At 68.7% G+C, this 24,721-nt stretch carries 24 protein-coding genes; 16 read left to right on the top strand and 8 right to left on the bottom strand.

Going from position 1 to position 24,721, the window contains the following annotated elements:
- The coding region (locus tag VFG33_RS16735) for an SDR family NAD(P)-dependent oxidoreductase (protein ID WP_325053799.1) at positions 1-705 on the bottom strand (705 nt) is incomplete at its 3' end.
- Positions 706-843: 138 nt separating this feature from the next.
- Here VFG33_RS16735 and VFG33_RS16730 point away from each other — a divergent pair.
- Genes VFG33_RS16730 through VFG33_RS16720 form a run of 3 tightly spaced genes read left to right on the top strand, consistent with a single transcriptional unit; the run spans position 844 to position 3,583 of the window.
- Complete coding sequence (locus VFG33_RS16730; RefSeq protein ID WP_325053798.1) at positions 844-2,322, top strand: purine-cytosine permease family protein; 1,479 nt, start codon at positions 844-846, stop codon at positions 2,320-2,322.
- Entirely contained in the window at positions 2,322-2,867 is a 546-nt protein-coding gene (locus tag VFG33_RS16725) for a cysteine hydrolase family protein (protein ID WP_325053797.1), read from the top strand. Before VFG33_RS16730 ends, VFG33_RS16725 begins: the two co-directional genes overlap by 1 nt.
- The gene (locus VFG33_RS16720; RefSeq protein ID WP_325053796.1) at positions 2,864-3,583 is read left to right on the top strand and encodes a GntR family transcriptional regulator; all 720 of its coding nucleotides are present in this window, start codon (positions 2,864-2,866) and stop codon (positions 3,581-3,583) included. Before VFG33_RS16725 ends, VFG33_RS16720 begins: the two co-directional genes overlap by 4 nt.
- Here VFG33_RS16720 and VFG33_RS16715 read toward each other — a convergent pair.
- Both VFG33_RS16715 and murJ read right to left on the bottom strand, forming a co-directional pair.
- A complete protein-coding gene (locus VFG33_RS16715; RefSeq protein WP_325053795.1) occupies positions 3,562-4,251 on the bottom strand; it encodes a hypothetical protein in 690 nt (229 codons plus the stop codon). The genes VFG33_RS16720 and VFG33_RS16715 overlap by 22 nt on opposite strands.
- 82 nt (positions 4,252-4,333) lie before the next feature.
- The gene (murJ, locus tag VFG33_RS16710) at positions 4,334-5,887 is read right to left on the bottom strand and encodes a murein biosynthesis integral membrane protein MurJ (protein ID WP_325053794.1); all 1,554 of its coding nucleotides are present in this window, start codon (positions 5,885-5,887) and stop codon (positions 4,334-4,336) included.
- Between the two features lie 80 nt (positions 5,888-5,967).
- Between murJ and VFG33_RS16705 the strand changes: the two genes are divergently transcribed.
- The 4 genes from VFG33_RS16705 to VFG33_RS16690 all read left to right on the top strand — a co-directional run bounded on the left by VFG33_RS16705 (position 5,968) and on the right by VFG33_RS16690 (position 9,747).
- Positions 5,968-6,192 (top strand): hypothetical protein, encoded by a 225-nt coding sequence (locus VFG33_RS16705; RefSeq protein WP_325053793.1) that lies wholly within the window; start codon positions 5,968-5,970, stop codon positions 6,190-6,192.
- A gap of 222 nt (positions 6,193-6,414) precedes the next feature.
- Positions 6,415-6,543, top strand: coding sequence for a hypothetical protein (locus tag VFG33_RS16700; RefSeq protein ID WP_325053792.1), 129 nt, complete (start codon positions 6,415-6,417; stop codon positions 6,541-6,543).
- 13 nt (positions 6,544-6,556) lie between these two features.
- Positions 6,557-6,718: a hypothetical protein gene (locus tag VFG33_RS16695; RefSeq protein WP_325053791.1), complete on the top strand. Its 162-nt coding sequence runs from the start codon at positions 6,557-6,559 to the stop codon at positions 6,716-6,718.
- Between the two features lie 113 nt (positions 6,719-6,831).
- Positions 6,832-9,747: a helix-turn-helix transcriptional regulator gene (locus tag VFG33_RS16690; RefSeq protein WP_325053790.1), complete on the top strand. Its 2,916-nt coding sequence runs from the start codon at positions 6,832-6,834 to the stop codon at positions 9,745-9,747.
- Positions 9,748-9,752: 5 nt separating this feature from the next.
- Here VFG33_RS16690 and VFG33_RS16685 read toward each other — a convergent pair whose 3' ends face one another.
- A complete protein-coding gene (locus VFG33_RS16685; RefSeq protein WP_325053789.1) occupies positions 9,753-9,983 on the bottom strand; it encodes a hypothetical protein in 231 nt (76 codons plus the stop codon).
- Positions 9,984-10,234: 251 nt separating this feature from the next.
- On the opposite strand from VFG33_RS16685, the gene VFG33_RS16680 reads away from it, so the two are divergent.
- Entirely contained in the window at positions 10,235-11,149 is a 915-nt protein-coding gene (locus VFG33_RS16680; protein WP_325053788.1) for an ornithine cyclodeaminase family protein, read from the top strand.
- Here VFG33_RS16680 and VFG33_RS16675 read toward each other — a convergent pair.
- Positions 11,136-11,504: an NADH-quinone oxidoreductase subunit A gene (locus tag VFG33_RS16675; RefSeq protein ID WP_325053787.1), complete on the bottom strand. Its 369-nt coding sequence runs from the start codon at positions 11,502-11,504 to the stop codon at positions 11,136-11,138. The genes VFG33_RS16680 and VFG33_RS16675 overlap by 14 nt on opposite strands.
- 25 nt (positions 11,505-11,529) lie before the next feature.
- Positions 11,530-12,339 carry a hypothetical protein gene (locus tag VFG33_RS16670; protein WP_325053786.1) on the bottom strand — a complete coding sequence of 270 codons (810 nt, stop codon included), beginning with the start codon at positions 12,337-12,339 and terminating at the stop codon, positions 11,530-11,532.
- Between the two features lie 278 nt (positions 12,340-12,617).
- Here VFG33_RS16670 and VFG33_RS16665 point away from each other — a divergent pair, with 278 nt between their 5' ends.
- The 6 genes from VFG33_RS16665 (at position 12,618) to VFG33_RS16640 (ending at position 20,359) form a co-directional block, all read left to right on the top strand.
- Positions 12,618-14,600 (top strand): 2-oxoacid:acceptor oxidoreductase subunit alpha, encoded by a 1,983-nt coding sequence (locus VFG33_RS16665; protein ID WP_325053785.1) that lies wholly within the window; start codon positions 12,618-12,620, stop codon positions 14,598-14,600.
- Positions 14,597-15,679, top strand: a complete 1,083-nt coding sequence (locus VFG33_RS16660) for a 2-oxoacid:ferredoxin oxidoreductase subunit beta (RefSeq protein WP_325053784.1) — start codon at positions 14,597-14,599, stop codon at positions 15,677-15,679. Before VFG33_RS16665 ends, VFG33_RS16660 begins: the two co-directional genes overlap by 4 nt.
- A 129-nt stretch (positions 15,680-15,808) precedes the next feature.
- Positions 15,809-16,351 (top strand): TetR/AcrR family transcriptional regulator, encoded by a 543-nt coding sequence (locus VFG33_RS16655; protein WP_325053783.1) that lies wholly within the window; start codon positions 15,809-15,811, stop codon positions 16,349-16,351.
- Positions 16,352-16,405: 54 nt separating this feature from the next.
- A complete protein-coding gene (locus VFG33_RS16650; protein WP_325053782.1) occupies positions 16,406-18,577 on the top strand; it encodes an MMPL family transporter in 2,172 nt (723 codons plus the stop codon).
- 84 nt (positions 18,578-18,661) lie between these two features.
- Positions 18,662-19,009, top strand: coding sequence for a YciI family protein (locus VFG33_RS16645; protein ID WP_325053781.1), 348 nt, complete (start codon positions 18,662-18,664; stop codon positions 19,007-19,009).
- A gap of 6 nt (positions 19,010-19,015) precedes the next feature.
- Positions 19,016-20,359 (top strand): RNA polymerase sigma factor, encoded by a 1,344-nt coding sequence (locus VFG33_RS16640; RefSeq protein ID WP_325053780.1) that lies wholly within the window; start codon positions 19,016-19,018, stop codon positions 20,357-20,359.
- Here the strand turns inward: VFG33_RS16640 and VFG33_RS16635 are convergent.
- Positions 20,246-21,493, bottom strand: coding sequence for a DUF445 domain-containing protein (locus VFG33_RS16635; protein WP_325053779.1), 1,248 nt, complete (start codon positions 21,491-21,493; stop codon positions 20,246-20,248). The genes VFG33_RS16640 and VFG33_RS16635 overlap by 114 nt on opposite strands.
- 80 nt (positions 21,494-21,573) lie before the next feature.
- Positions 21,574-22,776, bottom strand: coding sequence for an MFS transporter (locus tag VFG33_RS16630; RefSeq protein ID WP_325053778.1), 1,203 nt, complete (start codon positions 22,774-22,776; stop codon positions 21,574-21,576).
- A 97-nt stretch (positions 22,777-22,873) separates the two neighbouring features.
- Here VFG33_RS16630 and VFG33_RS16625 point away from each other — a divergent pair, with 97 nt between their 5' ends.
- Positions 22,874-24,025, top strand: a complete 1,152-nt coding sequence (locus tag VFG33_RS16625; protein WP_325053777.1) for an alpha-hydroxy-acid oxidizing protein — start codon at positions 22,874-22,876, stop codon at positions 24,023-24,025.
- A 35-nt stretch (positions 24,026-24,060) separates the two neighbouring features.
- On the top strand, positions 24,061-24,720 hold the full coding sequence (locus tag VFG33_RS16620; protein ID WP_325053776.1) for an HAD family hydrolase: 660 nt from the start codon (positions 24,061-24,063) through the stop codon (positions 24,718-24,720).
- Position 24,721: the final 1 nt, after the last annotated feature.

Raw genomic sequence — 24,721 nt, 5'->3', positions numbered from 1 at the left:
GACCGGGAGGGTGATGCCGGTGATCCAGGCGGCGTCCTCAGAGGCGAGGAAAGCGACCGCGGCGGCGACGTCCTCGGGCCGGCCGACGCGACCGAGCGGGTAGATCGCCTTCAGGCTCTCCAGTGCCTCGGGCCGATCTTTGAAGGCCCAGGTGGCGATCGTTCCGGGCGCGACCACGTTGAACCGCACCCCCTGCGGACCGTGGTCCGCGGCGAGGTTGCGAACCAGGCTGACCAGTCCCGCCTTCGCCGCGGCGTACGGATTGGTGCCTAGCGCAACCATTCCGCTGATCGAGCCGATCAGTACGACCGAGCCGCTGCCGGACTCGATCAGGTGCGGCAACGAGGCCCGGATGGCGCGCACGGCACCCGTGAAGGTGAAGTCGTACTGCCGGCCCCACTGCTCCTCAGTGGGCTCCAGATCCGCCATCCCGCCGAGGTTGTGCCCGGCAACATTCACCAACACATCAAGCCGCCCGAACCTCTCCACGGTCGCGGCAACCGTGGCATCAACCGAGTCACTGTCGGTCACGTCGCAAGTCAATGCGACTCCACCAGCCTCCGCGGCGACCTGCTGCGCAGCGTCGGTGTCGACGTCGGCGACCGCGACCGACGCGCCCTCGGCCGCGAGCCGCAGCGCCGTCGCGCGGCCGATGCCGTTGCCGGCCCCCGTCACGAACGCGACCCGTCCTTCGAACCTTCGCATCACGATCTCCCTCTGCTCGAGAGCCCGACGATAGGAGCTAGATGGCGCTCTAGGTCAACCGGTCCTTGACCGCCCCTACTGCCCCGCGTAGCTTGAGTAGACAGGACTGGACAGGTTCATTCTGGCTAGGAGCTGGCGATGGTCGAGCAACTGGACGAGGCACCGGATCCCCGGGTGCTGACGGTGGAGAGCAACGGGCTGAACGTCATCGACGATGCCGAACGGAAGGGGTCGCCGCGGCAACTGTTCTGGCCGTGGTTCGGCGCGAACGTGTCGGTACTCGGGCTGAGCTACGGCGCCTTCGCGTTCGGGTTCGGCATCTCGTTCTGGCAGGCGGTGATCGCCGGGGCGGTCGGGATCGTCTTCTCTTTCCTGCTCTGCGGGCTGGTCGCGCTGGCCGGCAAGCGCGGCTCGGCGCCGACGATGGTGTTGAGCCGGGCCGCCTTCGGAGTCCGTGGCAACAAGCTTCCCTCGCTGGTGTCGTGGCTGCTCACGGTCGGCTGGGAGACCGTGCTGACCATCCTCGCGACGCTGGCCACGGCGACCGTGTTCGAGCGGCTCGGCTGGGGCGGCGGCGACATCACCAAGGTCGTCGCGCTGGTCGTCGTCGGCACCCTGATCGTGGCGTGCGGCGTGCTCGGGTTCGACCTGATCATGCGGATGCAGACCGTCATCACCGTCGTCACCGGCATCCTCACCGTGGTCTACATCGTGCTGGTCGCGGACCAGGTGAGCTGGTCCGCGGTGTCCGCACTGCCGAATGGTTCGAGCCAGGCGCTGATCGGTGCACTGGTCTTCCTGATGACGGGCTTCGGCCTGGGCTGGGTGAACGCCGCCGCCGACTACTCCCGCTACCTGCCTCGCTCGGCTTCCAGCCGGGGCGTGGTCGGCTGGACCACCTTCGGGGGCGCGATCGCGCCGGTCGTGCTGCTGATCTTCGGCCTGCTGCTGGCGGGCTCGTCGCCCGATCTCAGCAAGGCGATCGCGGCCGATCCGATCGGCGCTCTCGCTGAGGCGTTGCCGACCTGGTTCCTGGTGCCGTTCGTGATCGTGGCGGTGCTCGGGCTGGTGGGCGGCGCAGTACTGGACATCTACTCGTCCGGGCTCGCGCTGCTGTCGCTGGGAGTGCCCGTACCGCGCTACGTGGCGGCCTTCATCGACGGGCTGGTGATGATCGCCGGCACTGTCTATGTGGTGTTCTTCGGCGACGAGTTCCTCACCGAATTCCAAGGCTTCCTGATCACCCTAGGCGTCCCGGTAGCAGCGTGGTGCGGCATCATGCTCGCCGACATCGCCAGCCGCCGAAGCGACTACTCGGACACCGACCTGTTCGACCGTCGCGGCCGGTACGGCGACATCAACTGGCTGCCGGTGGCCACCATGGTCGTTGCCACCGGCATCGGCTGGGGGCTGGTCACGAACACGAGCGCAGCGTGGCTGAAGTGGCAGGGCTACTTGCTCGAGCCGTTCGGCCTCGGCGGCAAGGAAGGCTCTTGGGCGTTCGCCAACCTGGGCGTGCTGTTCGCCCTGGTCGCCGCCTTCGTAGTCCAGCTGCTCGCCGGCCGCAGCGCAGTCCAGAGCCAAGAGTCCGTCGAGGTGAGAGCAGAGGTGCGCTGATGGTACTGGCAGTGATCGATCTACAGCGGATCTTCGCCGAGGCCGAGAGCAGCTGGGCCGCGCCCGACTTCCAGCGGGTGGTGAAACCCACCCAGGAGCTGGTCGAACTCTTCTCACCCCGGGTCGTCTTCACTCGCTTCGTCGCCCCCGAACAACCGACCGGATCCTGGGCCACGTACTACGAGCTGTACCCGTTCGCCCTGCAGCCACCGGACTCCTACGCCTACCAACTCGTGGACGAATTCCGCGGCGCACCGACCCTCGATAAGCCGACGTTCGGCAAATGGGGCAAGGAGCTCGCGGAGGCAGTCGGCGAGGGTGGTCATCTGGTGTTGTCCGGCGTGACCACGGACTGCTGCGTGCTCACCACGGCACTCGCCGCTGTGGACGCCGGGGTCTACGTCCAGGTGGTCGAGGACGCCTGCGCGGGGGCTGATGCGGAGAGCCACCAGAAGGCGCTCGACATCATGCGGCTCTACTCCCCGATGCTGGAGGTCGTCACGGTCGACGAGCTCCGGGAGCTGATCCGCGCGGGGGGCCAGTGATCCCTGACGTCGGCCTGAAACACCAGCGGATCGCCGCGATCCTGGCGCGCGAGATCCGCTCCGGCTCGGTCGGCCATGGCGTCCAGTTGCCCGGCGAGGTGGAGCTCGCCAAGCGCTTCGCCGTCAGCCGGAACACGGTCCGCTCGGCGCTCGCAGTACTGAGTGAGGACGGGTTGATCACCACCCGGACCGGCAAAGGGTCGTTCGTGTTGTTCGACGGGCGGCCTCTGGACGACCGGCTCGGCTGGACCCACGCGCTGGCGGAACAGGGCGTCGAGACGCAGGTCCGGGTGCTCGCGCTGACCCTCGAGCAGGACCACGAACTGGCCGAACGCCTCGCCCTCGACTCCCCCGACGTGGTCGTGGTGCAGCGGGTCCGGATGATCGTCGGCGGCGAGGCGATCTCGATCGAGCGGAGCTGTCTGCCGGCCGTCGAGAGCCTCCGCGACCTGCCCGAACGCGGCCTGGAGAACGACTCGATCGCCGCGACCCTCAGGCGGGCCGGGTTTCACCTGGACCACTGCGAGCAGCGCCTGTGGGGACGGCCGCTCGACCCCGAGGAGGCCGCGTTGCTCGGCCGCCCCGAGGGCACCTGGTTCCTGCACACGCGGCGGACGAGCTGGACCGCCGACGACAGGTTCGCCGAGCAGCTGGACAGCCTGCTCGATCCGCGGCATTTCGAGCTGAGCCTGACCTACAGCGAGGCCGGCCGCTGACCCGTACTGCACGTGCCGCCGGCGCCCTGGACGGCCTCGCGGCGGACGATGCCGAATGGGGTCCCGGTCAGCCGCTGGCCGAGCGGGTTGGTGCTGAGTGCCCGCAGCAGGTCGGCAGGTGCCGGCGATCGGGATGAGGTCGCCCGGATCGATCCGCCGAAGTCGTTGATGTCCACGATGGCCACACCGACCCGGAAGCGGGTCTGCAAGACCCTGCAGAGTTCCGCGGCCTTCGCGGCCGGCATCGGCGGGATCAGGACGTCGGCGTACGGCGGCCGGGCGCCGTCGAGGTCACGGGCCAGATTGCCTGCCACCCGGTAGAACGCGCCGCGGTGCCCCAGCGGCCGGGTGAATCCCGCGCACAGCACGGCAGTGGTGACCCGGGCGCGGCCGAGGGACTGGACGACGTACTGCATCTTGGCCGGCACCGACAGGCCTCGCGACCCTTCCCGCGGTCGCACCAGCCTGGCGAGGAATCGTGCCAGCGGACCGATGTGCAGTGACGCGATCGGGACCGCGCCGCCGGACAGCAGCACCGCGACCTTCTCGCTGATGACGATCGTGTCGTCCGGGTCCAGCTCGGGCAGGTACTCGGCCAGCGTGAGACCGAGGTCGTCGGAGGGTTCCAGCCAGCGGGTCGGCACGGCGATCGTGGTCCAGGAGGACATTTGCTGAAGTCCTTTCGCAGAGTTCGCAGGAAGCGTGCCTGCCGAACCCGGCGCCGAACATGAGCCTGCGATGAGACTCCTCTCATCCGCTCCGGCGGCCCCGACCGGTGAGCGTGCCGACCGCGTCGAGGAGCAGCCGTCCCTCCGGTGCCCGGGTGACCAGCAACCCGCCGGCATGGACCACGAGCACGGCAACGGCGACACAGGCCAACTCCGCCAGCGCAGGCAGCGGCCCGCTCGAGGCGTCGATCCCGGCCAGCTCGCGGGCCGCGACGCCGGCGCCGCCCGCCACGCAGGCGAGCACTGCCGACCGCAGCAGCAGGGCCACGGCCGGCCGAAGGCTCAGGCCGCGATGCCTTCGGCGCAACTGCCAGGTATTCGCCACGGCGGCCAGGACCAGTGAGAGCGAGGTGGATGCGGCCAGACCGGTGATCCCGTAGCGCAGCCCGAGCGTCAGGTCGCCGGCGACGTTGACCAGCATTGCCGCCACCGCGACTCCCACCGGCCACCGGGAGTCGCCCACCGCGTACGACGCCCGGACCACCACCTCGCGCCACCCCAGCGCCAGCAGCGCCGGAGCGTAGAACAGAACCGCGTTCGCGGTCAGCGCGGCGTCGGCGTCGGAGAAGTCGCCCCGGCCGAAGACCACGACGACGAGCGGCTCGGCCGCACAGGCCAGGATCACGCACAAGGGCGTCAGAGTGACCGCGGTGACGGCCAGCCCGCGGTCGACCAGCCTCCGCATCCGGACCCGGTCGGTCGCGACGGCACCGAGAGCGGGATAGAGCGCTGTCAGCAGCGATGCGACCAGCAACGTCTCACCGAGGCTGACCAGCCGCCAGGCGTACCCGAGGGCCGAGATCGTTCCCTCCGCCAGGGTGGAGCCCACCGCCCGGTCGACCAGGGTGTTCACGTTGCCGACCGCGCTCCCGACCAGCAGCGCGGGCACCAACCGGGCGATCTCGCGGAAGCCCCGGTCGTTCAGGCGCAGCGAGGGCCGCAGCCGGGTCCCGAGCCGGTGCACCGGGATCACCTGCAGGGCCAGCCGGGTGGCGGAGCCGGCGACGAAGCCCCAGGCCAGCGCGACGACGCCGTACTGCGGACCGAACACGGCGGCGGCCGCGATCATCACCAGGTTGAACGGAACACCCTGCAGGCCCGACCAGCCGAATCTGCCGTGCGCCTGGACGAGGCCGGCCAGGAGGTTGGTCCCAGCGATCAGGACGGTCGCCGCCAGCACGATCCGGGTCAGTTGCCGGGCCAGCTGGGCCTGCTCACCGTCGAAGCCCGGGGCCAGCACGGAGACCACAGGTGTCACCGCGAGCCACATCACCAGCGAGCCGATGCCCAGGACAACCACTGTGACCGACAGGACCACGTTGAAGCTGCGGTGGGAACGGCATCGACCGTTCTCGGCCCGCGCCTCCCGTGCCACCACTGGCACCGTGGCTTTCGCCATCGCTCCAGCCACCAGTCCGAGAACGACGTTCATCAGCCCTTGAGCTACGAAGTAGGCGTCGAGGGCAGCGCCGGCACCGAAGACCGCGGCGATCACCACGTCCCGGGCGAATCCCAGTACGGCCGATCCGGCGGTGAGGACCGTAACCAGAGCCGCTGCCCGCGTCACGCTCCACATCCCGCGCAGTCTAGGTATGCCGCCCGGCTCAGAACCGACCGTTAGAGAAGTCTCATCTGCGCTTCTAGGGAGTTGTGCGGATGTGGCGCTCCTCCTCAGGCGAGCACAGTCGAGCCATCGACGAACTCCCGGAGGAGATCATGATGTTGTTGCACACCGCCGAGTCCGTGCGGGCAGAGATCGAGTACCGGCAGGCCCGGATCAAGCGGGACTTCCAGCGCCCGGCGTGGTTCTCGCGCAAGGCCGCCAAGGCGGAGTCCCCGCAGCGCCTGCTGCACCCGGTACGGGCCCGGCACGCGATGTGAGCGCCCGACCACCACCCCTTCGACCCAGCGCGACCAGGTTCCCCGGAACCCGGTCGCGCTGCTGCGTTCGGGACTACCTAGGCCCGCGTACCGGCGTACGGGACTCCCTAGTGAGAGGTAGGCGGGGTGCATAGGGAGTAGTTCCGATGTGCCGCTCCTCCTCAGACGAGCAGATTAGGGGCATCGACAAGGAGTCGAGGAAACAAAGCCAGGAGGCACCCGATGTACACCACCGAATCGGTCAAGGCAGAGGTCAGCTACCGCCGCGAGCGTCTCACCCGCGACTACGGCCGGACCCGGAAGACCGGGACCCGCCGGCACCTCGTCCACCTGTTCACCCGGAACAGCTGAAGGGAGGCACACCATGTTCAGCACGATTCAGTCAGTCCAGGCGGAGACCGCCTACCGGCAGGAGCGGATCAAGCGCGACTACCGGGCCAGTTCCCGCCGGCAGCGCCGGGAGCAGGCCGAGAAGCCTGAGCCGCGGCACGCACGCCGCGCCCTGCGACCTACCCACGCCGCGTGAGCGCCGTGACCACCGTCCCCGACCAGATAGTCCAGGTCGGGGACGGTGTTGCGTCATCAGCAGACAGTGATCGGACGGGATGCCGTCGAATTGTGTCGGCTCCAGGGGCGAAGATGGACGACGTGCCCTGGATCTCGACACCTCTCGTCGGCCGCTCGTCCGAGATGGCCACCCTGCTCAGCGCCGTCGACGACGCCCGAACGCGTCGTTCCGGCGCCATTCTGCTGTCCGGTGACGCGGGCGTCGGCAAGACCCGGCTGCTGGACGAGGTGGCCACCGGCGCGCACGAGCGCGGGTTCGGCGTACTCGTCGGGCACTGCACCGACTTCGGCGAGGCCGGGCTGCCCTACCTGCCGTTCACCGAGATCTTCGGCCGGCTGGCCGGGGAACGCCCCGACCTGGTCGAGAGCGTCCTCACCAACTTCCCCGCGATCGGGCGACTGCTGCCGACCCACCGGTTGATCGGTGCCCAGCCGGCTCCGCAGGAGGGGCAGCTCGACCGCGCGGCGCTGTTCGACGCCGTCCTGGGCGCGCTGACCGCGTTGTCCACCAGTGAACCGCTGCTGGTGATCGTGGAGGACGTGCACTGGGCCGACGACTCCACCCGGGACCTGATCGGGTTCCTGCTGACCCGCCTGACCTCGCAGCGACTCGCGCTGGTGGTCTCGTACCGCAGTGACGACCTGCACCGGCGGCACCCGTTGCGCCGGCCGATCGCCGAGTGGAGCCGCAACCCGCGGGTCCACCGGGTGAACGTCCTCCCCCTGGACGCGGTCGAGTCCCGCACCCTGCTGACGGCCCTGGCTCCGGAGCCGCTGCCGGAGTCCGAGGTCCGGCGAATCCTCGAGCGCGCCGGCGGTAACGCCTTCTTCACCGAGGAACTGGTCGCCGCCGCCTCGATGGGCGACGCGGACGCCGTACCACCGGACCTGGCCGATCTCCTCCTGGTCCGGCTCGACCCGCTGTCGGACGACGCCCGCCAGGTCGCCCGGGTGATCGCCGTCGCCGGCCGCCGGGTCCCGCACACCTTGCTGACCACAGTTGCCGGGCTGCCGGACCGCGAGCTCGACGCAGCCCTCCGGGAGCTGATCGACGCCCACATCATCGAGCACCCGGGCAACGCGAGTTACTACTTCCGGCATGCGCTTCTGGCTGAGGCGGTGTACGACGACCTGCTGCCGGGCGAGCGCGTGCGGCAGCACGCGGCGTACGCGAAAGCTCTCAAGGACCAGACAGTCGCCGGTACTGCGGCGGAGCTGGCCGGGCACGCCACGCGATCCCACGACCTGGCGACCGCCTTCGAGGCGCGGGTCCGGGCCGGGCAGGAGGCGATTTCGGTCGCGGCGCCGCAGGAGGCGCTGAAGCACTACGAGATGGCGCTGGAGCTCTACCCGAACGCGGCCACCGACGCGAGCATCGACAAGACCTGGCTGATCGTCGAGACCGCGAACGCCGCGGCGCTGTCGGCCCAACAGCCGCGTGCGGTCAAGTTGCTGCGCAAGGCGCTGGCCGATCTTCCCGCCGACGCGCCGAAGCTCCAGCGGGCCGAGCTGTTGCTCCCGCTCGCCGAGATCGCCTTGTTCATCGACCAGGACCAGGAGGCGCACGAAGCGATCTCGCAGGCGTTCCGGCTGGTCACCGACGAACCTGCGAGCGTCTTCAAGGCGCAGGTGGTGTCGTTGTATGCGCGGGTCTCGGATGCTCTGGGCCGCCCGATGGAGGCTGAGCGGTTCGCTCACGAGGCATTGCAGCTCGCCCGCGAGGTCGGACACGAGTCCGCTGCCGGCGACGCCGGGATCACCCTGGCCCAGCTGCGCAAGCGGGCCGGCGATCCAGTCGCCGCGGCGAAGCAGTTGGAGGAGGCCGCCTTGCGGGCTCAGCTGGCGGGTGACGCATCCGCGGAGGCCCGCAGCCGGTACCTGCTCGGCTCGAACTATTACGACCTGGGTGAACTGGCCAGCGCGAGGACAGCGCTGGAGCACGCCACTCAACGGGCGGGCGAGCTCGGGCGCCAGTGGGCGACGTACGGGTTCGACGCGCGGCGGATGCTGGCGCTGACCCAGTTCGTGATGGGCGAGTGGGATCAGTCGGCCGCGACCGTGCGAGTGGATTCGATGACGCCCGCCGCGGCCGAGGCGGGGCTGCGATCGGTCGGGCTGACGGTTCGCGGCGGCCGGGGTGACACGTCGGTCGCGGAGGATCTCGAGCGGCTGCGCAAGTGGTGGACGGTGGACGTGATGATCCCCATCCTCGGGCTGCAGCCGGCCGTGGACGCCTACCGTGCCCTGGGCCAGTTGGCCGAGGCGGAGAAGCTGCTCGCGGATGTGTCGGCGCTCTGCGCGGACGTGTGGCAGACCGAGTGGTACATGGCGCGGATCCGGTTCTCGGCGATCGGAATGCAGGTTCTTTCGCAGCGGGCGGTGATCGAGCCGGGTGCTGCGGCCGAACTGGTCGCACGCGGGTCCGACCTCCTCGCCGAGGGACACGCCACCGCGGAGAAGGGGATGCCGCCCGGGCGGGTGCTCGGGGTGGAGGGGCTGGCTTGGCTTGCGCGGTTGGAGGCCGAGTGGGAGCGACTGCGGTGGCTGGCGGACATCGATCCACCCACGCCTGAGGAACATGTGGCGACGTGGCAGCGGACCGCGGATGCCTTCGGGTATGGGTATTCGTTCGAGCAGGCCTGGTCGCGAGTGCGATTGTCGGCCGCGCTGCGTGCCGCTGGTCGGGTGGCGGACGCGAACGAGCAGGCTCAGCTTGCCGGCGACGTCGCGCGTGAACTGGGGGCGAAGCCGCTACTCGACGAGATCGGTGGGGCGGAGGCCGGTGTCGGTCCTGCTGCATTGACCGCGCGGGAGACCGAAGTACTGGCACTACTCGCCGAGGGGCGGACGAACCGTCAGTTGGCGCGGGAGCTCTACATCAGCGAGAAGACGGTCAGCGTGCACGTCTCCAACATCCTGGCCAAGCTCGGCGTCCGCTCGCGCACGGAAGCCGCAGCAGTAGCGCGTCGTGACGGCCTACTCGACTGACGGAGTCAGTGGCGGCGGAGGCGGTGATAGGTCTGCGCCGCGTGCGGAATGAAGGCAGGCCGCGCTCGTTTGTGACGTTGGGTGGCGACTTCATCTCGCTCGGTGTCGTGACCGGGGTCGTCCAGGCTGTCGATGATCCGGTGGAAGACCTGGTGGGCGTGGTGCAGTCTCGCCACAGTCAGGACCACCAGTCCTGCCGCGACGACCGCAACCACTACCCACAGTTGCCAAGACATGCCTCACCACCCTGTGTCCGCCCCGTTTCCCCTGGTAGCCAAGCTAGACCTGTCCTGGCCAAATAGCCAGATTTCCATCGCTATCCGTTACCGAAGGCCGGATTCCCACCACGGAACGTTGCCAGCCGCAAGAATATGACGCGATCCGGCAACGATCGACCGGCGACGGCGATGATCACACCCAGTAGTCAAAACAGGCCTTGGCCGGCACCCGCGGAACCACCCCGACCGGGCTGGCAGGATGAGGGCTCATGAGGATCTTCACCGCCGACGACGTCCGCCGTACCGTCTCGATGCCGGCCGCGATCGACGCCGTCCGGGCGGCCTTTCGCGAAGTGGCCGCAGGCAACTTCGTGCTGCCGGCCCGGCAGATCTTCGGCAACGGTTCGGTGCTGGTGATGTCGGCCTACCACTCCGCGACCGGAACCGCGGTGGTGAAGAAGATCGGCATCAAGCTGGACGAACTGCCGGCGATCCGCGCGACGGTGATCTACACCGGCGGTGGTGAACAGATCATTGCCGACGGCATCTCCATCACCACCCTCCGGACCGGTGCCGTCGTCGGGGTCGCCACAGCTCTCCTGGCTCCGGCGGATGCGACCCGACTGGCCCTGCTCGGTACGGGCGCCCAGGCCGCCGATCAGGTCCGTGCCGTGCTCGCAGTCCGGCCGATCACCGAGGTCACCGTCACCGGCCGCGACCCGTCCCGCGCCGAAGAGCTCGCGGCCGCACTGGCCGGGGAGTTCCCCGCGGCGAAGTTCACGGCCGGCACCTCCATCGACGAGGGGATCGCCGGTGCCGACGTCATCTGCTGCGCCACCTCGTCCTCGACCCCGCTCTTCGAGCTCGACGCCGTCCCCGCCCGGGTCCACATCAACGCCATCGGCGCCTTCCGCCCGACCATGCGCGAACTCCCACGCTCACTCCTCGCCGACGCCTCCCTGGTGGTCGTCGACCAGCGCGAAGCCGCGCTGGAGGAATCCGGCGAGATCATCGACGCCGTCAAGGCAGGCGCCATCGCCGAGGCGGACCTCGTCGAACTGGGGCACGCCCTCGACACCTTGCCCGAGACCACTGGTCGCACGGTCTTGAAGTCCGTCGGTATCGGCCCACAGGACTGGGCTATCGCCACTGCTCTGGCGACGGGCGAGCTCAGGTCCAGGTGAGGATGCCCTTGCGGTAGGCATACAGCAGGCCGACCGCGACGAAAGCCAGGAAGATGAACATCTCGATCAGCGAGGCGACGCCGACGGCCGCGAAGACCGTGGCCCAGGGGAAGAGGTAGACCGCGTCGACGGCGAAGATGACGTAGAGGTAGGCGAACAGGTAGTACCTGATGTGAACCTGGGCCCAGCCTTCACCGACCGGGTCGACGCCGGACTCGTACGTCTTCAGCTTGTCGGCCGTCGGGTAGGTGACGGTGAGCGCCTTGTTCAACGCGAAGGCACCGACCAGGCCGCCCAGACCGAGCACCAGGATCGCGGCGACGACGCCGTACGTCTGTGACACCTCCGCGATCATGCGCCCGAGCCTAGTTGGTGCAGCCTTAGTTGGTGCAGAGCAGCATCGAGTCGACGGCGACGATCGGGCCGTAGCCGGACCTGATGTCGGTGACCTGGAGCCGCAGCCGGTTCACGCCGAGGATGTAGCGGTTCAGCCAGGTCTCGGTCTCCTGCGCCTGGTCCACGGACCCGACCACCTTGCTGCCGTTCAGCAGCGACGTCCGCACGGTGCCGTCGGTGATGTTTCCGAGCCAGTTCTTCACCCAGTTGCAGCCGGCCGTGTTGATGTCACCCCAGACGACCCCGGCCTTGTCGGCCAGCAGTTCGGCCTCGGCGCGACGAGGACCTTCCGACGGCGGCACCACGTTGAACTGCGGGTGTCCCTTCCCGCCGGTGGCCAGGACGGGTTTCTTGAAGATCCCCCGCCACACATAGTGGGAGAAACCAGCCGGGCCGGACGCGGCAGCGGCGTACGGGGACTGGGGGCCGATGGCCAGCCGGTAGGTGCGGATCGAACCGGGCTGGTTCGAGGAGATGGTGACATTCACCCCCGAGGAGGCGCCGTGGCCGATCTCCTGCCAGCCCGCCGTCGAGGACCAGCGCTGCAACGCCACCCGTGATCCGGCGGCCGGTGCCGGGGTGAGCGTGCCCACGACGGTGAGCGTTCCCTTGGTGTAGTCGGCGGTCCGGAGGCTGGTGATCTTCACCGTGCGCACCGGGGCGGCCGCGACGGATGCCGGGACCGTCGTGGCGTCGGTGACGGAAAGAGCACTCTGGGCCGGGGCAACAGTGCCAGCGCAACCGGTCAGTGACAGGGCCACCGCGAGCAGGCCGAAGTACGGGCGAACGCCCATGGTCAAAAACTCCCTCGAGCCCGGGTGGATCCCGGGGTAGATCACAGCTTGATGAAGACACCCTGCCGGTTCTGACTGCGGATGGCAAGCGAGCGGCTGCTCTGCGTGACACTGGAATGTTCAGGCCGCAACTGGGCACCGGACGATCCCAGGCTGTGGACCTCCGGGCCTTCTGCATGGTTCCGTACTAAGGGCGAACTAACATTGGGGTTGTCGCCCTGACTGGGGGGATCGGTCCACGTCCACAGGCGGCGGACCGGCCCAAGCTCGACTTGGAGATGAACAGAACAGTGACCATCGAGGTCAAGCAGCTCGACCGCGTGGTGATCCGCTTCGCCGGCGACTCCGGCGACGGGATGCAGCTCACGGGGGACAGATTCACGGCGGAAACGGCATCGTTCGGCAATGACCTGTCGACGCTGCCCAACTTCCCCGCAGAGATCCGGGCACCTGCCGGAACTCTGCCGGGCGTGTCGTCGTTCCAGCTCCACTTCGCCGACCACGACATCCTGACGCCTGGTGATGCGCCCGATGTGCTGATCGCGATGAACCCCGCGGCACTGAAGGCGAACCTGGCCGACGTACCGCGCGGCGCCACCCTGATCGTGGACACCGCCGACTTCACCGCCCGGAACCTGAAGCGGATCGGGTACGACGAGAACCCGCTGGAGACGGGTGAGCTCGACAGCTACCACCTGGTCCCGCTGAACCTGACCGGCATGACCGTGGAGTCGGTCAAGGAGTTCGGGCTGACCCGCAAGGACGCCTCCCGCGCGAAGAACATGTACGCGCTCGGTCTCGTCTCCTGGCTGTTCCAGCGGCCGGTCGAGTCGACGATCCTCTTCCTCGAGACCAAGTTCGCCAGCAAGCCCGCCATCCGTGACGCGAACATCGCCGCGTTCCGGGCCGGCTACAACTTCGGCGAGACGGCCGAGGAGTTCTCGGTCCGGTACGAGGTGAAGCCGGCTCGGATGGCCACCGGTACCTACCGGAACATCTCGGGCAACCTCGCGCTGGCCTACGGCCTGGTGGCGGGTGCCCAGCGAGCCGGACTCCCCCTGGTGCTCGGCGCGTACCCCATCACCCCGGCGTCCGACGTACTGCATGAACTGAGCAAGCTCAAGCGGTTCAACGTCACCACGATCCAGGCCGAGGACGAGATCGCCGGGGTCGGCGCCGCTCTGGGCGCCGCGTTCGGCGGCGCGCTCGGCGTGACCACGTCCTCCGGTCCCGGGATCAGCCTGAAGTCCGAGACCATCGGCCTCGGCGTGATGCTCGAACTGCCGCTGGTCGTCTGCGACATCCAGCGCGCCGGCCCCTCGACCGGGATGCCGACCAAGACCGAGCAGGCCGACCTGCTGCAGGTCATGTTCGGGCGCAACGGCGAGGCTCCGCTGCCGGTGATCGCGGCCCAGTCGCCCGCGGACTGCTTCGCGATCGCGGTCGAGGCCGCCCGGATCGCGGTCACCTACCGCACCCCGGTGATGGTGCTGTCCGACGGCTACCTGGCGAACGGGTCCGAGCCCTGGCAGATCCCGGTGATCGAGGACCTGCCGACGGTCGACCCGAACTTCACGGTTGAGCCCAACGCGACCAACGACAAGGGCGAGCCGGTCTACCTCCCTTACCTGCGCGACCCGGAGACCCTGGCTCGCGCCTGGGCGATCCCCGGTACTGCGGGCCTCGACCACCGCATCGGCGGGCTCGAGAAGGAGGACAAGACCGGCAACATCTCCTACGACCCGGCGAACCACGACCTGATGATCCGCACCCGCCAGGCGAAGGTGGACGGCATCACCGTCCCGCCGCTCGAGGTCGACGACCCGGACGGTACGGCGAAGGTGCTGGTCCTCGGCTGGGGTAGCACCTACGGCCCGATCGGCGCGGCCTGCCGCCGGGTCCGCAAGGTCGGCGGCAAGATCGCGCAGGCGCACCTGCGTCATCTGAACCCGTTCCCGGCGAACCTCGGTGACGTGCTGAAGAGCTACGACAAGGTCCTCGTCCCGGAGATGAACCTCGGCCAGCTGGCGATGCTGCTCCGGGCGAAGTACCTGGTCGACGTGGTCTCGTACGCGCAGGTCCGCGGCATGCCGCTCGGCGCCGCCGAGCTCGCCGGGGTGATCGGCAACCTGGTCGAGGAGACCGAGGGGATCGACGACGACGCACGCCACCTGGGCGCGGACGCGGCCGCCGTGACCCACGGCGAGGCGCTGAAAATCGAGCCGAACGGACACCTGCACCACCCGGAGGGAGCACGATGAGCACAGTCGATCTCGGACTGCCGAGTCTGCCTGGCGGACTCCAGGGCGTACCGGCCGCGACCGAACCGCAGAACCGCAAGGAGTACGTGTCGGACCAGGAGGTCCGGTGGTGCCCCGGGTGCGGCGACTACGCAGTACTGGCTGCTTTCCAGGGGTTCCTGCCCGAGCTGGGGATCAAGCGGGAGAACGTGGCGATGGTGTCCGGGATCGGATGCTCCTCGCGCTTCCCGTACTACCTCTCGACGTACGGCATGCACTCCATCCACGGACGGGCGCCGGCGATCGCGACCGGGCTCGCGGTGGCGCGGCCCGACCTCAGCGTCTGGGTGGTGACCGGTGACGGCGACGCGCTGTCGATCGGCGGCAACCACCTGATCCACACGCTGCGGCGGAACGTGAACCTGAAGATCCTGCTGTTCAACAACCGGATCTACGGCCTCACCAAGGGTCAGTACTCGCCGACCTCGGAGACCGGCAAGGTCACCAAGTCGACGCCGATGGGCTCGGTGGACAACCCGTTCAAACCGGTCTCGCTGGCACTCGGCGCGGAGGCGACCTTCGTCGCCAGGACGGTCGACTCCGACCGCAAGCACCTGACCTCGGTACTGCGCGCCGCAGCTGAGCACCGCGGCACGTCCTTCGTGGAGATCTACCAGAACTGCCCGATCTTCAACGACAACGCGTTCGACGCCTTCAAGAACCCGGAGACCCGTGACGACGCGATCATCCCGCTGGTGCACGGCGAACCGATCCGCTTCGGTATCGACGGCCACCTCGGCGTGGTCCGCGACGGCTTCGCCTCACTCGCGGTCCGCGAGGTCGCCGACCTCCCGAACGGCGAAGCCGACCTGGTCGTCCACGACGCCCACACCGAAGACCCGGCCTACGCCTTCGCCCTGTCCCGCCTCACAGACGCCGGCGTACTCCACCGCGCGCCCGTCGGCATCTTCCGCTCGGTGGAACGCCCCGCCTACGACGACCTGGTCCGCCAGCAAGTCGAAACCGCCCAGCAAACCCAAGGCACCGGCGGCGGCCTCCAGTCCCTCCTAACCGGCACCGACACCTGGACCGTCAACTAGCCGGTACTACGTCCCCGCCGCGCCCGCCGTCTTTCACCGACGGCGGGCGCGGCGTCTTTGCGGGTGATGCTGACCACAAAACTGACCGATCGGTTGAAAACTGGCCGGGCGGACAGGACAGTGGTCCGTATGGCAGTGACACCTTTGCGGGAGCGGACCCGGCGGGAGATCGAGCAGCAGGCGATTGTGCTGTTCTCCGACAAGGGGTATCTGGCGACTTCGTTGCAGGACATCGCGACCGCGGCCGGGTGTTCCAAGGCGACCGTGCTCTACCACTTCACCTCGAAGGCCGCTGTGCTGGCTTCCGTGCTGGAGCAACCGTCGGCTCTGCTCGCTGCTCTTCTCGATGAGGCGAGTCAGTTGCCGCCGGCCGAGGCCCAGGAGCGGACCATCAACGGGTTCGTCGACCTGGGCGTCCAGTTCCGCGGGCTGCTCAACGTGCTGAACGAGGTGATCCCGTCGGTGCTGGAGATCCCCGAGCTCGAGGGTCTGGTGGCCGCCGGCGACAGGCTGGCGAGACTGCTGGCCGGGAGCGACGATCCGGAGCAGATCGCGATGGCGGAGTTCGCCATCCACGGGCTGCTCGGCGCGTGCCGGGTCGAGCATCTCCAGTACACCGAGGAACAACTGCGGAACCTCTGCGTGAAGGCGACCCGCCGGCTTCTGACCTGACCCACCTGATCCGACCCTGCACCGCCCGACCCCCTGCGAAACGGACCACTTGAGATGGCGAACCTCCTCTACCGGCTCGGCCGGTTCTCCTACCAACGGCGGCGGCTCGTCGCCGCTGTCTGGGCGGTACTGCTGGCCGTGATCGGCATCGGCGCCCTGACGCTCGGCGGACAGACCACGAACACCTTCTCGATCCCCGGTACCGAGTCGCAGCAAGCACTGGACGCGCTGCAGAAGGAGATCCCGGCCGCCAGCGGCGCCTCCGCCAACATCGTGGTGAAGGCACCGGCCGGCCAGAAGCTGACCGACCCCGCGCTGAAGCAGGACGTCGAGGCAACGGTCGCCACCGCGACCAAGGTCCCCGAGGTCGCCCTCGCGATCGATCCCTTCACCAGCCAGGCGATCAGCCAGGACGGCACCACCGGCCTGATCAACGTGCAGTTCACCAAGTCGGCCGACGAACTGTCGAAAGCCTCCACCGACGCCTTCGACCACCTCGGTACGACGACTCCGAACGGCCTGGAGGTGGTCCCCGGCGGCTCGGTGATCGGGGGCGCTCCCGAGATCGGCCCGACCGAGATCATCGGGGTCGTGGTGGCCGCGGTGGTCCTCGTGATCACCTTCGGCTCACTCCTCGCCGCCGGAATGACGTTGCTCACGGCACTGATCGGCGTCATCGTCGGGATGGCGGCGCTGATCCTGACCACCTCCGTCGTCGACATCTCCTCGACGGCACCGGTGCTCGCGCTGATGCTCGGTCTCGCGGTGGGCATCGACTATGCCCTCTTCATCAGTTCCCGGCACCGAACACAACTCGCGGAAGGCCTCGACGAGGAGGAATCGGTCGCTCGTGCGGTCGCGACCGCCGGCAGTGCGGTCATGTTCGCGGGCGCCACCGTCGTGATCGCTCTGGCCGGCCTCAGCCTGGTCGGCATCTCGTTCCTGACCGCCATGGGCCTGGCCGCGGCCGGCACCGTCCTGACCGCGGTCCTGGTCGCGCTCACCCTGCTGCCCGCGATGCTCGGCTTCCTCGGCAAGCGCGTCCTGCCCCGCAAGATCCGGCACGCGGCCGAGCCGGCCAAGCTGACCAAGGAGGGCTTCGGCTTCCGCTGGGCCCGGTTCGTCACCCGCTTCCGGGTCCCGGTCGTCGCCGTCGGCGTGATCGGCCTCGGCGTCCTGGCGATTCCCACCGTCGACCTCCAACTCGCCCTTCCCGACGGCGCCACCGCCGCGGCGGGCTCCAACCAGCGGGTCGCCTACGACCTGAGCGCCGCCGCCTTCGGACCCGGCTCCAACGGTCCCCTGGTCGTCGTTGTCACCGGCAACAATGCCGCCACCGCGAGCTCCTTGGCCGAGCAGGTCGCAACCACGGCAAAGGGCCTGGACGACGTCGTCGCGGTCCAGGCCGGCGCGGCCAGCGAGAGCGGTACGACGCGACTCGTGACCGTGATCCCCGCGAGCAGCCCGTCCAGCGCGGAGACCGCCGACCTGGTGGGCACCCTTCGTGATGCGATCCACCCGCTGGCGACCGATGGTTCCACCATCGCCGTGACCGGTAACACCGCGGTCGGGGTGGACGTGTCGAACAAGCTGAGCGCCGCGCTTCCGACGTACCTGATCGTCGTGATCGGACTGTCGTTCCTGCTGTTGCTGGTGGCGTTCCGCTCGGTCCTGGTTCCGCTGAAGGCGGCGCTCGGGTTCCTGCTCACCATCGGCGCGACCCTCGGCATCACCGTCGCGGTGTTCCAGAAGGGCTGGGGCGCGAGCCTGCTCGGGATCGACGTGCCGGCGCCGATGGTCAGCTTCCTGCCGATCATCATGATCGGGGTGCTGTTCGGCCTGGCGATGGACTACGAGGTGTTCATCGTGTCCCGGGTGCGGGAGGAGTTCGTGCACGGCAAGCACGCGACCGAGGCGGCGATCGAGGGCCTCGGGCACGGCGCCCGAGTGGTCACCGCCGCCGCGCTGATCATGGCCTCGGTGTTCGCCGGCTTCATCCTGGTGCACGACCCGATCATCAAGACGATCGGCTTCGGCCTCACGATCGGCGTCCTGATCGACGCCTTCGTGGTTCGGATGACGCTCGTCCCCGCCATCCTCTCGCTGCTTGGCGACCGCGCCTGGTCCTTCCCGAAGTGGCTCGACCGGATCACCCCCAAGGTCGACATCGAAGGCGAAGCACTCCGCCCCGAGGCCACTCGGGACAAGGAACTCGTCGACGCCTGAGGTGGATGTCCTTTCCACCGGCGCTTGTTCGTTCCCTTGGTGAGGGACCACAGTGGGCCCTGAGGTGGACGAAGGAGTGTTCCGATGGCGCAGTACCTCGCAATGACCTACACCGCGGACGTGGACTGGTGGGCTCCCGAGCAGGCGGACGAGCTCGCGGAGTACCGCCAGTTCGGCGTGGACAACGCCGACAGCATCCGCGCGAGCGCAGTACTGCACCCGACCAGTACGGCGACTGTCGTACGGGTGGAGGGTGCTCGGGGCGGCAAGGTGGTCACGACTGACGGGCCGTACGCCGAGACCAAGGAAGCGCTGACCGGGTACTACCTGATCGAGGCGGCAGATCTGGAAGAAGCGATCGCGATCGCTGCCAAGCTCCCCGCGGCCTGGAACGGTGCCGTCGAGGTGCGACCGGTCATCCTGGCCAAATAGTCAGTCGTGGAACCTGTCGAGGAAACCGTTGCCGAGACGGTCCGGGTCGAGGGCGCACGCATCCTGGCGACCTTGATCCGGACCGTCGGCGACGTGCAGCTCGCGGAGGACGCCGTACAGGAGGCGTCCCTGGCGGCCCTCGGCGCCTGGCCGGTGACGGGAGTGCCGCCGCAGCCGCGCGCCTGGCTCACGGTCACTGCGCGGAGGAAGGCGATCGACATCATCCGGCGCGAGCGGGTCCGCCCGGACAAGGAGCGGGACGGACTGCGGATGATCGAACTCAGCGCGTCTGACCTGCCGCCGGATGAAGTCGTCCAGGACGACCTCCTGCGACTGATCTTCACCTGCTGTCATCCCACGCTCTCACCGCCGACCCGGATCGCCCTGGCCCTGCGAACGCTCTGTGGTCTCTCGCCAGTGCAGATCGCCGCCGTACTGCTCACCACCGAAGCCGCGACCACGAAGCGCCTGACCCGGGCTCGCCAGAAGATCGCGGCCGCCAACATCCCGTACCGAGTACCCGCCGAGGATGAACTGGCCGATCGGCTGCCGGCGGTGTGCGGGGTGATCCACAGCCTCTACACAGCAGGCCATGCACCCATCGAGGGACGCGCCGCGTACGACGTGGACGCCTGTGCCGAGGCGGTTCGCCTGGCCGAACTCCTGCACAACCTCTTGCCGGACCAGCCGATGCCCGCCTCAGTCCTGGCGCTCCTGCTCCTCACCGAAGCTCGCAGACCTGCACGACTCGACGAACAGGGCACGGTCGTGACGCTCGAAAAACAGGACCGTGAGCTGTGGGACGCCCAGGCGATCTCCCGCGGCATCACGCTCCTGAACGACTCACTACGCCGGTCAAACGCGCAGGCAGACGCTTACCAACTGCAGGCCGCCATCGCCGCCGAGCACGCCCGCGCCCCCAGCTATGCCGAGACCGACTGGCCAGAAATCCTGCGGCTCTACGACCTGCTCTTATCGATAGCCCCCAGCCCTGCCGCAGGCCTCGCACGGGTAGTAGCGGCAGCCGAAGCAACCGACCCCGCCACCGGCCTCGCCCTCCTCGCAGAGCTCCCACCCAACCCCCGCTGGCACGCAGTCCGCGCCGAACTACTAGCCCGCGAGGGCCGCTACGCCGAAGCAGCCGAAGCCCTCACCAAATCCCTCGCAGGCCCCGCAACCCACCCCGAACGCACCCACCGCAAATGCCGCCGAACCACCTTCCTCAACCTCGCCGGTCTAGATGAACTGGCTGATGGTGTGGATGATCAGGCCGACGAGGGCGCCGACTACGGTGCCGTTGATGCGGATGAACTGGAGGTCGCGGCCGACGTGGAGTTCGATGCGGGCTGAGGCTTCGCGGCCGTCCCAGCGTTCGATGGTGTCGGAGATGATGGAGACGATCTCGTTGCCGTAGGTGCGGACGACGTACCCGACCGCCTCGGCGGCGCGCGTGTCGACCTTCGTACGGAGGTCCTCGTCGGTCTGCAGGCGGTTGCCGAGGTCCTTGATGGCCTGGGTCGCCCGTGCCCGGAGCGGTCCTTCGGGGTCGGAGATCGCGCCGATCAGGGCCGTTCGTACTGCGTCCCAGACCGCCGTCAGGCTGTTCCCCATGTCCGGGTGGCTCAGCATCCGGCGTTTGAAGGTCTCGAACCGTTCCATCATCTCGGGATCGTTCTGCAGATCCTCCGCGAGCTGGTTCAGCAACCGGTCGATCGCCTTGCGGGCCGGATGCGCCGGATCGTCCCGTACTCCGGCCAGCCAGGTCAGCGCCTCCTTGTGGATCCTGTCGATCACCAAGGTGTCGACCCAGCGGGGAGACCAGCGGGGCGCACGCGGACCGACCACCTCGCCCAGGGTTTCGCGGTTCTCCGACAGCCAGTCGTACGCCTCGACCATCAGCAGGTCGAACAGCGCGTGGTGAGCGCCGTCGTCGACCACCGACTGGAGGAAGTGCCCGGCGATCGGGCTGAGCGGCTCCTCGGCGAACCGCGGCAGCAGCGATCCCTGCACGAACGCGGTCACATCGTCGTCGCCGAGCTTCGGCAGCGCCGCGCCGATCGTCCGGGCACCCTCCGCCACGATCCGCTCGGCATGGTTGCCCCCGGCAAGCCATTCGCCGGCCCGGCGGCTCACCTCGGCGGTGCGCATCTTCTCCCCGACCACCTGCTCGGAGAGGAAGTTCTCGGTGACGAACTGCTCGAGGCTCTCGGCCAGGCTGTCCTTGCGGGTCGGCACGATCGCCGTGTGCGGGATCGGCAGCCCGAGCGGATGCCGGAACAGGGCGGTCACGGCGAACCAGTCCGCCAGCGCACCCACCATCGCGGCCTCCGCTGCCGCGTTCACATAGCCCCAGCCGCCATCTCGATGAACGGTCAGCAGGAACACCACGGCCGCGAACACCAACAGTGACAGTGCCACCATCCGCATCTGCCGCAGCCCTCGCCGCCGCACCAGATCGGGCTCACTCAACACCAACGTCGCCATACCCCGATCTAACCAACTCCCTGGTCAGAACGTCCGAACAACCGTAGGGCGGGCCCCGCGGTTCTTCGGACGCAAGGGCTTCAGACGGCGATGCGCTCCCGTTGCGAGGTGCGGCGGTCCATCAGGCCGGACACGATTGCCAAGCCCAGGCCCGCGACGGCTAGGGCAGCGCCAACCCGGCTGGGCCACTCGTAGCCATAGCCGGCAGACAGTACGACGCTGCCGAGCCAGGCGCCGAGCGCATTCGCCACGTTGAGCGTCGAGTGGTTCAAAGAGGCTGCGAGTGACTGACCTTCGTGGGCAACATCCATCAACCGGGTCTGCAGAGCCGGGATCAGGATGCTCGCCGAGAACCCCATCGCGAACACCGCGACGAGTGCGCCCGGCTTGCTCTGCGCGAGCCACCCGAAGGTACCGAGAACCACGGTCACCGCCACCAACCCGCCGTACAGGCTCGGCATCAGGGCGCGGTCGGCGAGGCGGCCGCCGACGAGGGTGCCGCCGGTCATGCCGACGCCGTACACGGCCAGCACGATCGTCACGGCGGCCTCGCTGAAGCCGGCCAGATCCGTCATCGTCGGGGTGATGTAGGAGTAGGTGGCGAACATGCCGCCGAAACCGACCATGCCGACCAGCAGCGCCATCCACACCTGCGGCCGGGCCAGCGCGCTCAGCTCGCTGCGCACGTTCACATCGCTGCCGACCGGCTGTGGCGCCACCCAGAACCAGACCGCCACCAGCGTCAGCAACCCGAGCACACCGACCGCCAGGAAGGGCACCTGCCAGCCGAGTTGCTGCCCGAGCAAGGTGGTCAGCGGGACACCGATGATGTTCGCGATCGGCAGCCCGACCATGATCATCGAGACGGCCCAGGCGCGGCGGTTCGCGGGGACCATCGACGCACCGACCACGGCTCCGATGCCGAAGAAGGCACCGTGCGGCAGGCCAGACAGGAACCGGGCCGCCATCAGCAGTTCGTAGCTGTTGGCAACGGCCGACAGCACGTTGCCGATGACGAAAACGCCCATCAACCCGAGCAGCAACCGCTTCCGGCCGGTCCGCGCACCGAGCGCCGCGATCACCGGCGCCCCGACCACCACGCCGATCGCGTACGCCGAGACGATGTGCCCGGCGGTCGGGATGGAGATGCCGACGCCCTCCGCGATCTGCGGCAGCAGGCCCATCGTCACGAATTCGGTGGTCCCGATCGCGAAACCCCCGGTCGCCAGTGCCAGCAAAGCCAGCCCCAGCCGCCTCGAGGTCACGGGATTGTCAGGAGTCATCGAAGATGTCACGCCTGATTGTCGCATCAGCCGCGGGCTGGCTCCGAATCCGCGCACGGCCATTGAGACACGCAGGCGAGCCGTGAAAGCATCCGGCATGGCCAACTACGGCGACCATCAGTTGAGCATCTACGTGCAGGGCATGTTCCAGGACACCCGACCGGAGATCACCACCGATCTGTCCCGGCTGGAGTCCCAGGCAGCCGCGAATCTCAGCGCGGAGGCGATGGGCTACATCGTTCCCAGCGCCGGCAGCGGCTCGACCGCGCGAGCCAACCTGGCCGCGTTCGAGCGGTGGCGGCTGGTCCCGCGAATGCTCCGCGGCAGCACCGAGCGGGATCTGTCCTGCACGATCCTCGGCACGAAGATGCCGGCGCCCGTGGTGATCGCTCCGGTCGGCGTGCAGACGCTCGCTCACCCCGAGGGCGAGCTGGCGACGGCACGAGCGGCCAGCGCGCTCGGGTTGACCTACACGCATTCCACCCAGGCCAGCCACTCGTTCGAGCAGATCGAGGCGGACAGCAAGTGGTACCAGCTGTACTGGCCGACCGACAAGGACGTCTGCCTGAGCTTCCTGCAGAGGGCGAAGGACAACGGCTACTCGGTCCTGGTGGTCACCCTGGACACCGGGACGATCGGCTGGCGTCCCGCGGACCTGGACCGCGGCTTCCTGCCCTTCCTCACCGGCGAGGGCCTGGCGAACTACTTCACCGATCCCGCGTTCCGCGCGAAGCTGGCCAAGCCGCTCGAGGAGGACCCGACCGCGGCGGTGATGCACTGGGCCCAGATGTTCCCGAACGTCGGACTGAGCTGGGACGAGCTGTCCTTCCTCCGCGACAACTGGGAAGGCCCGATCGTCCTGAAGGGCATCACGTCGGTCGAGGACGCCAAGCTCGCCGCCGAACACGGTGTCGACGGCCTGGTGGTCTCGAACCACGGTGGTCGCCAGGTCGACGGCGCGGTCGCTTCCCTCGACGCCCTGCCGGCCATCGCCGACGCGGTCGGCGAGCAACTGACCGTCCTCTTCGACTCAGGCGTCCGCACCGGCGCGGACGCGGCCAAGGCCCTCGCCCTCGGCGCGAAGGCCGTCCTCCTCGGCCGCCCCTTCCTGTACGGTCTCGCCCTGGCCGGCCAGGCAGGCGTCGAGCACGTACTGCGCTGTCTGCTGGCTGAGCTCGATCTCACCCTCGCCCTCTCGGGCTACGCCAACCACCGCGAACTCAACCGTACGTCGGTGATTCCCGCGTGACCGGGGTGGTGGGGCGGGGAAGGAATCAGCCAGCGGTGATCTTCGACCTCGACGACACCTTGTTCGACCACACCACGTCGGCGAGCAACGCGATCCGGACCTGGTTCCCGACGCTCGGCGTGACCTTCACGGACAACCTGCTGACCAAGTGGTTCGAGATCGAGCGGGTGAACTTCGACAGCTGGCTGGCCGGACGGCTGACCCACCAAGGCCAGCGCCGCGGCCGGCTGGTGGACTTCCTCCCGGTGATCGGGCAGCCGGTACCGGCGACCGATGCCGAGCTGGACGAGATCTTCGCGGGCTACCTCGATCACTATCGGCAGAACTGGGCCGCCTTCGACGATGCCCGGCCCGCGCTGGAAGTTGCCCGCAGCAACGGCTGGCGCATCGGCGTGCTGACCAACGGGAGCACCCTGCAGCAGCACGCCAAGCTGACCGCGATCGGTCTCGCCGAACTGGTGGACATCGTCTCCACCTCCGAGAGCCTGGGGTTCAGCAAGCCCGCGCCCGAGGCGTACCACCTCACCTGCGAGGCACTCGGCGTCGAGCCGGCCGACACGATGATGATCGGCGACAACCTGGAGCTGGACGTGCTGGCGGCACGACGGGCCGGGCTGACCGCGCATCACCTCGACCGGTCGGCCGGAATCACCCTCGCCCTGCTGATCCGTCGTACCGGCTCAGCAGGGCGTTGAC

The sequence above is a fragment of the Kribbella sp. genome (assembly GCF_035687465.1).
In the GTDB taxonomy this organism is placed as follows: domain Bacteria; phylum Actinomycetota; class Actinomycetes; order Propionibacteriales; family Kribbellaceae; genus Kribbella.
This window is presented reverse-complemented; position numbering and strand designations above follow the sequence as displayed.

Bases quoted from the DNA above. Each gene is read 5' to 3' on its own strand.
- VFG33_RS16730 (WP_325053798.1), top strand. From the start codon at position 844: ATGGTCGAGCAACTGGACGAGGCACCGGATCCCCGGGTGCTGACGGTG.
- VFG33_RS16725 (WP_325053797.1), top strand. From the start codon at position 2,322: ATGGTACTGGCAGTGATCGATCTACAGCGGATCTTCGCCGAGGCCGAG.
- VFG33_RS16715 (WP_325053795.1), bottom strand. From the start codon at position 4,251: ATGTCCTCCTGGACCACGATCGCCGTGCCGACCCGCTGGCTGGAACCC.
- murJ (WP_325053794.1), bottom strand. From the start codon at position 5,887: ATGTGGAGCGTGACGCGGGCAGCGGCTCTGGTTACGGTCCTCACCGCC.
- VFG33_RS16705 (WP_325053793.1), top strand. From the start codon at position 5,968: ATGTGGCGCTCCTCCTCAGGCGAGCACAGTCGAGCCATCGACGAACTC.
- VFG33_RS16700 (WP_325053792.1), top strand. From the start codon at position 6,415: ATGTACACCACCGAATCGGTCAAGGCAGAGGTCAGCTACCGCCGCGAG.
- VFG33_RS16695 (WP_325053791.1), top strand. From the start codon at position 6,557: ATGTTCAGCACGATTCAGTCAGTCCAGGCGGAGACCGCCTACCGGCAG.
- VFG33_RS16690 (WP_325053790.1), top strand. From the start codon at position 6,832: ATGGACGACGTGCCCTGGATCTCGACACCTCTCGTCGGCCGCTCGTCC.
- VFG33_RS16685 (WP_325053789.1), bottom strand. From the start codon at position 9,983: ATGTCTTGGCAACTGTGGGTAGTGGTTGCGGTCGTCGCGGCAGGACTG.
- VFG33_RS16680 (WP_325053788.1), top strand. From the start codon at position 10,235: ATGAGGATCTTCACCGCCGACGACGTCCGCCGTACCGTCTCGATGCCG.
- VFG33_RS16675 (WP_325053787.1), bottom strand. From the start codon at position 11,504: ATGATCGCGGAGGTGTCACAGACGTACGGCGTCGTCGCCGCGATCCTG.
- VFG33_RS16670 (WP_325053786.1), bottom strand. From the start codon at position 12,339: ATGGGCGTTCGCCCGTACTTCGGCCTGCTCGCGGTGGCCCTGTCACTG.
- VFG33_RS16665 (WP_325053785.1), top strand. From the start codon at position 12,618: ATGAACAGAACAGTGACCATCGAGGTCAAGCAGCTCGACCGCGTGGTG.
- VFG33_RS16660 (WP_325053784.1), top strand. From the start codon at position 14,597: ATGAGCACAGTCGATCTCGGACTGCCGAGTCTGCCTGGCGGACTCCAG.
- VFG33_RS16655 (WP_325053783.1), top strand. From the start codon at position 15,809: ATGGCAGTGACACCTTTGCGGGAGCGGACCCGGCGGGAGATCGAGCAG.
- VFG33_RS16650 (WP_325053782.1), top strand. From the start codon at position 16,406: ATGGCGAACCTCCTCTACCGGCTCGGCCGGTTCTCCTACCAACGGCGG.
- VFG33_RS16645 (WP_325053781.1), top strand. From the start codon at position 18,662: ATGGCGCAGTACCTCGCAATGACCTACACCGCGGACGTGGACTGGTGG.
- VFG33_RS16635 (WP_325053779.1), bottom strand. From the start codon at position 21,493: ATGGCGACGTTGGTGTTGAGTGAGCCCGATCTGGTGCGGCGGCGAGGG.
- VFG33_RS16630 (WP_325053778.1), bottom strand. From the start codon at position 22,776: ATGACTCCTGACAATCCCGTGACCTCGAGGCGGCTGGGGCTGGCTTTG.
- VFG33_RS16625 (WP_325053777.1), top strand. From the start codon at position 22,874: ATGGCCAACTACGGCGACCATCAGTTGAGCATCTACGTGCAGGGCATG.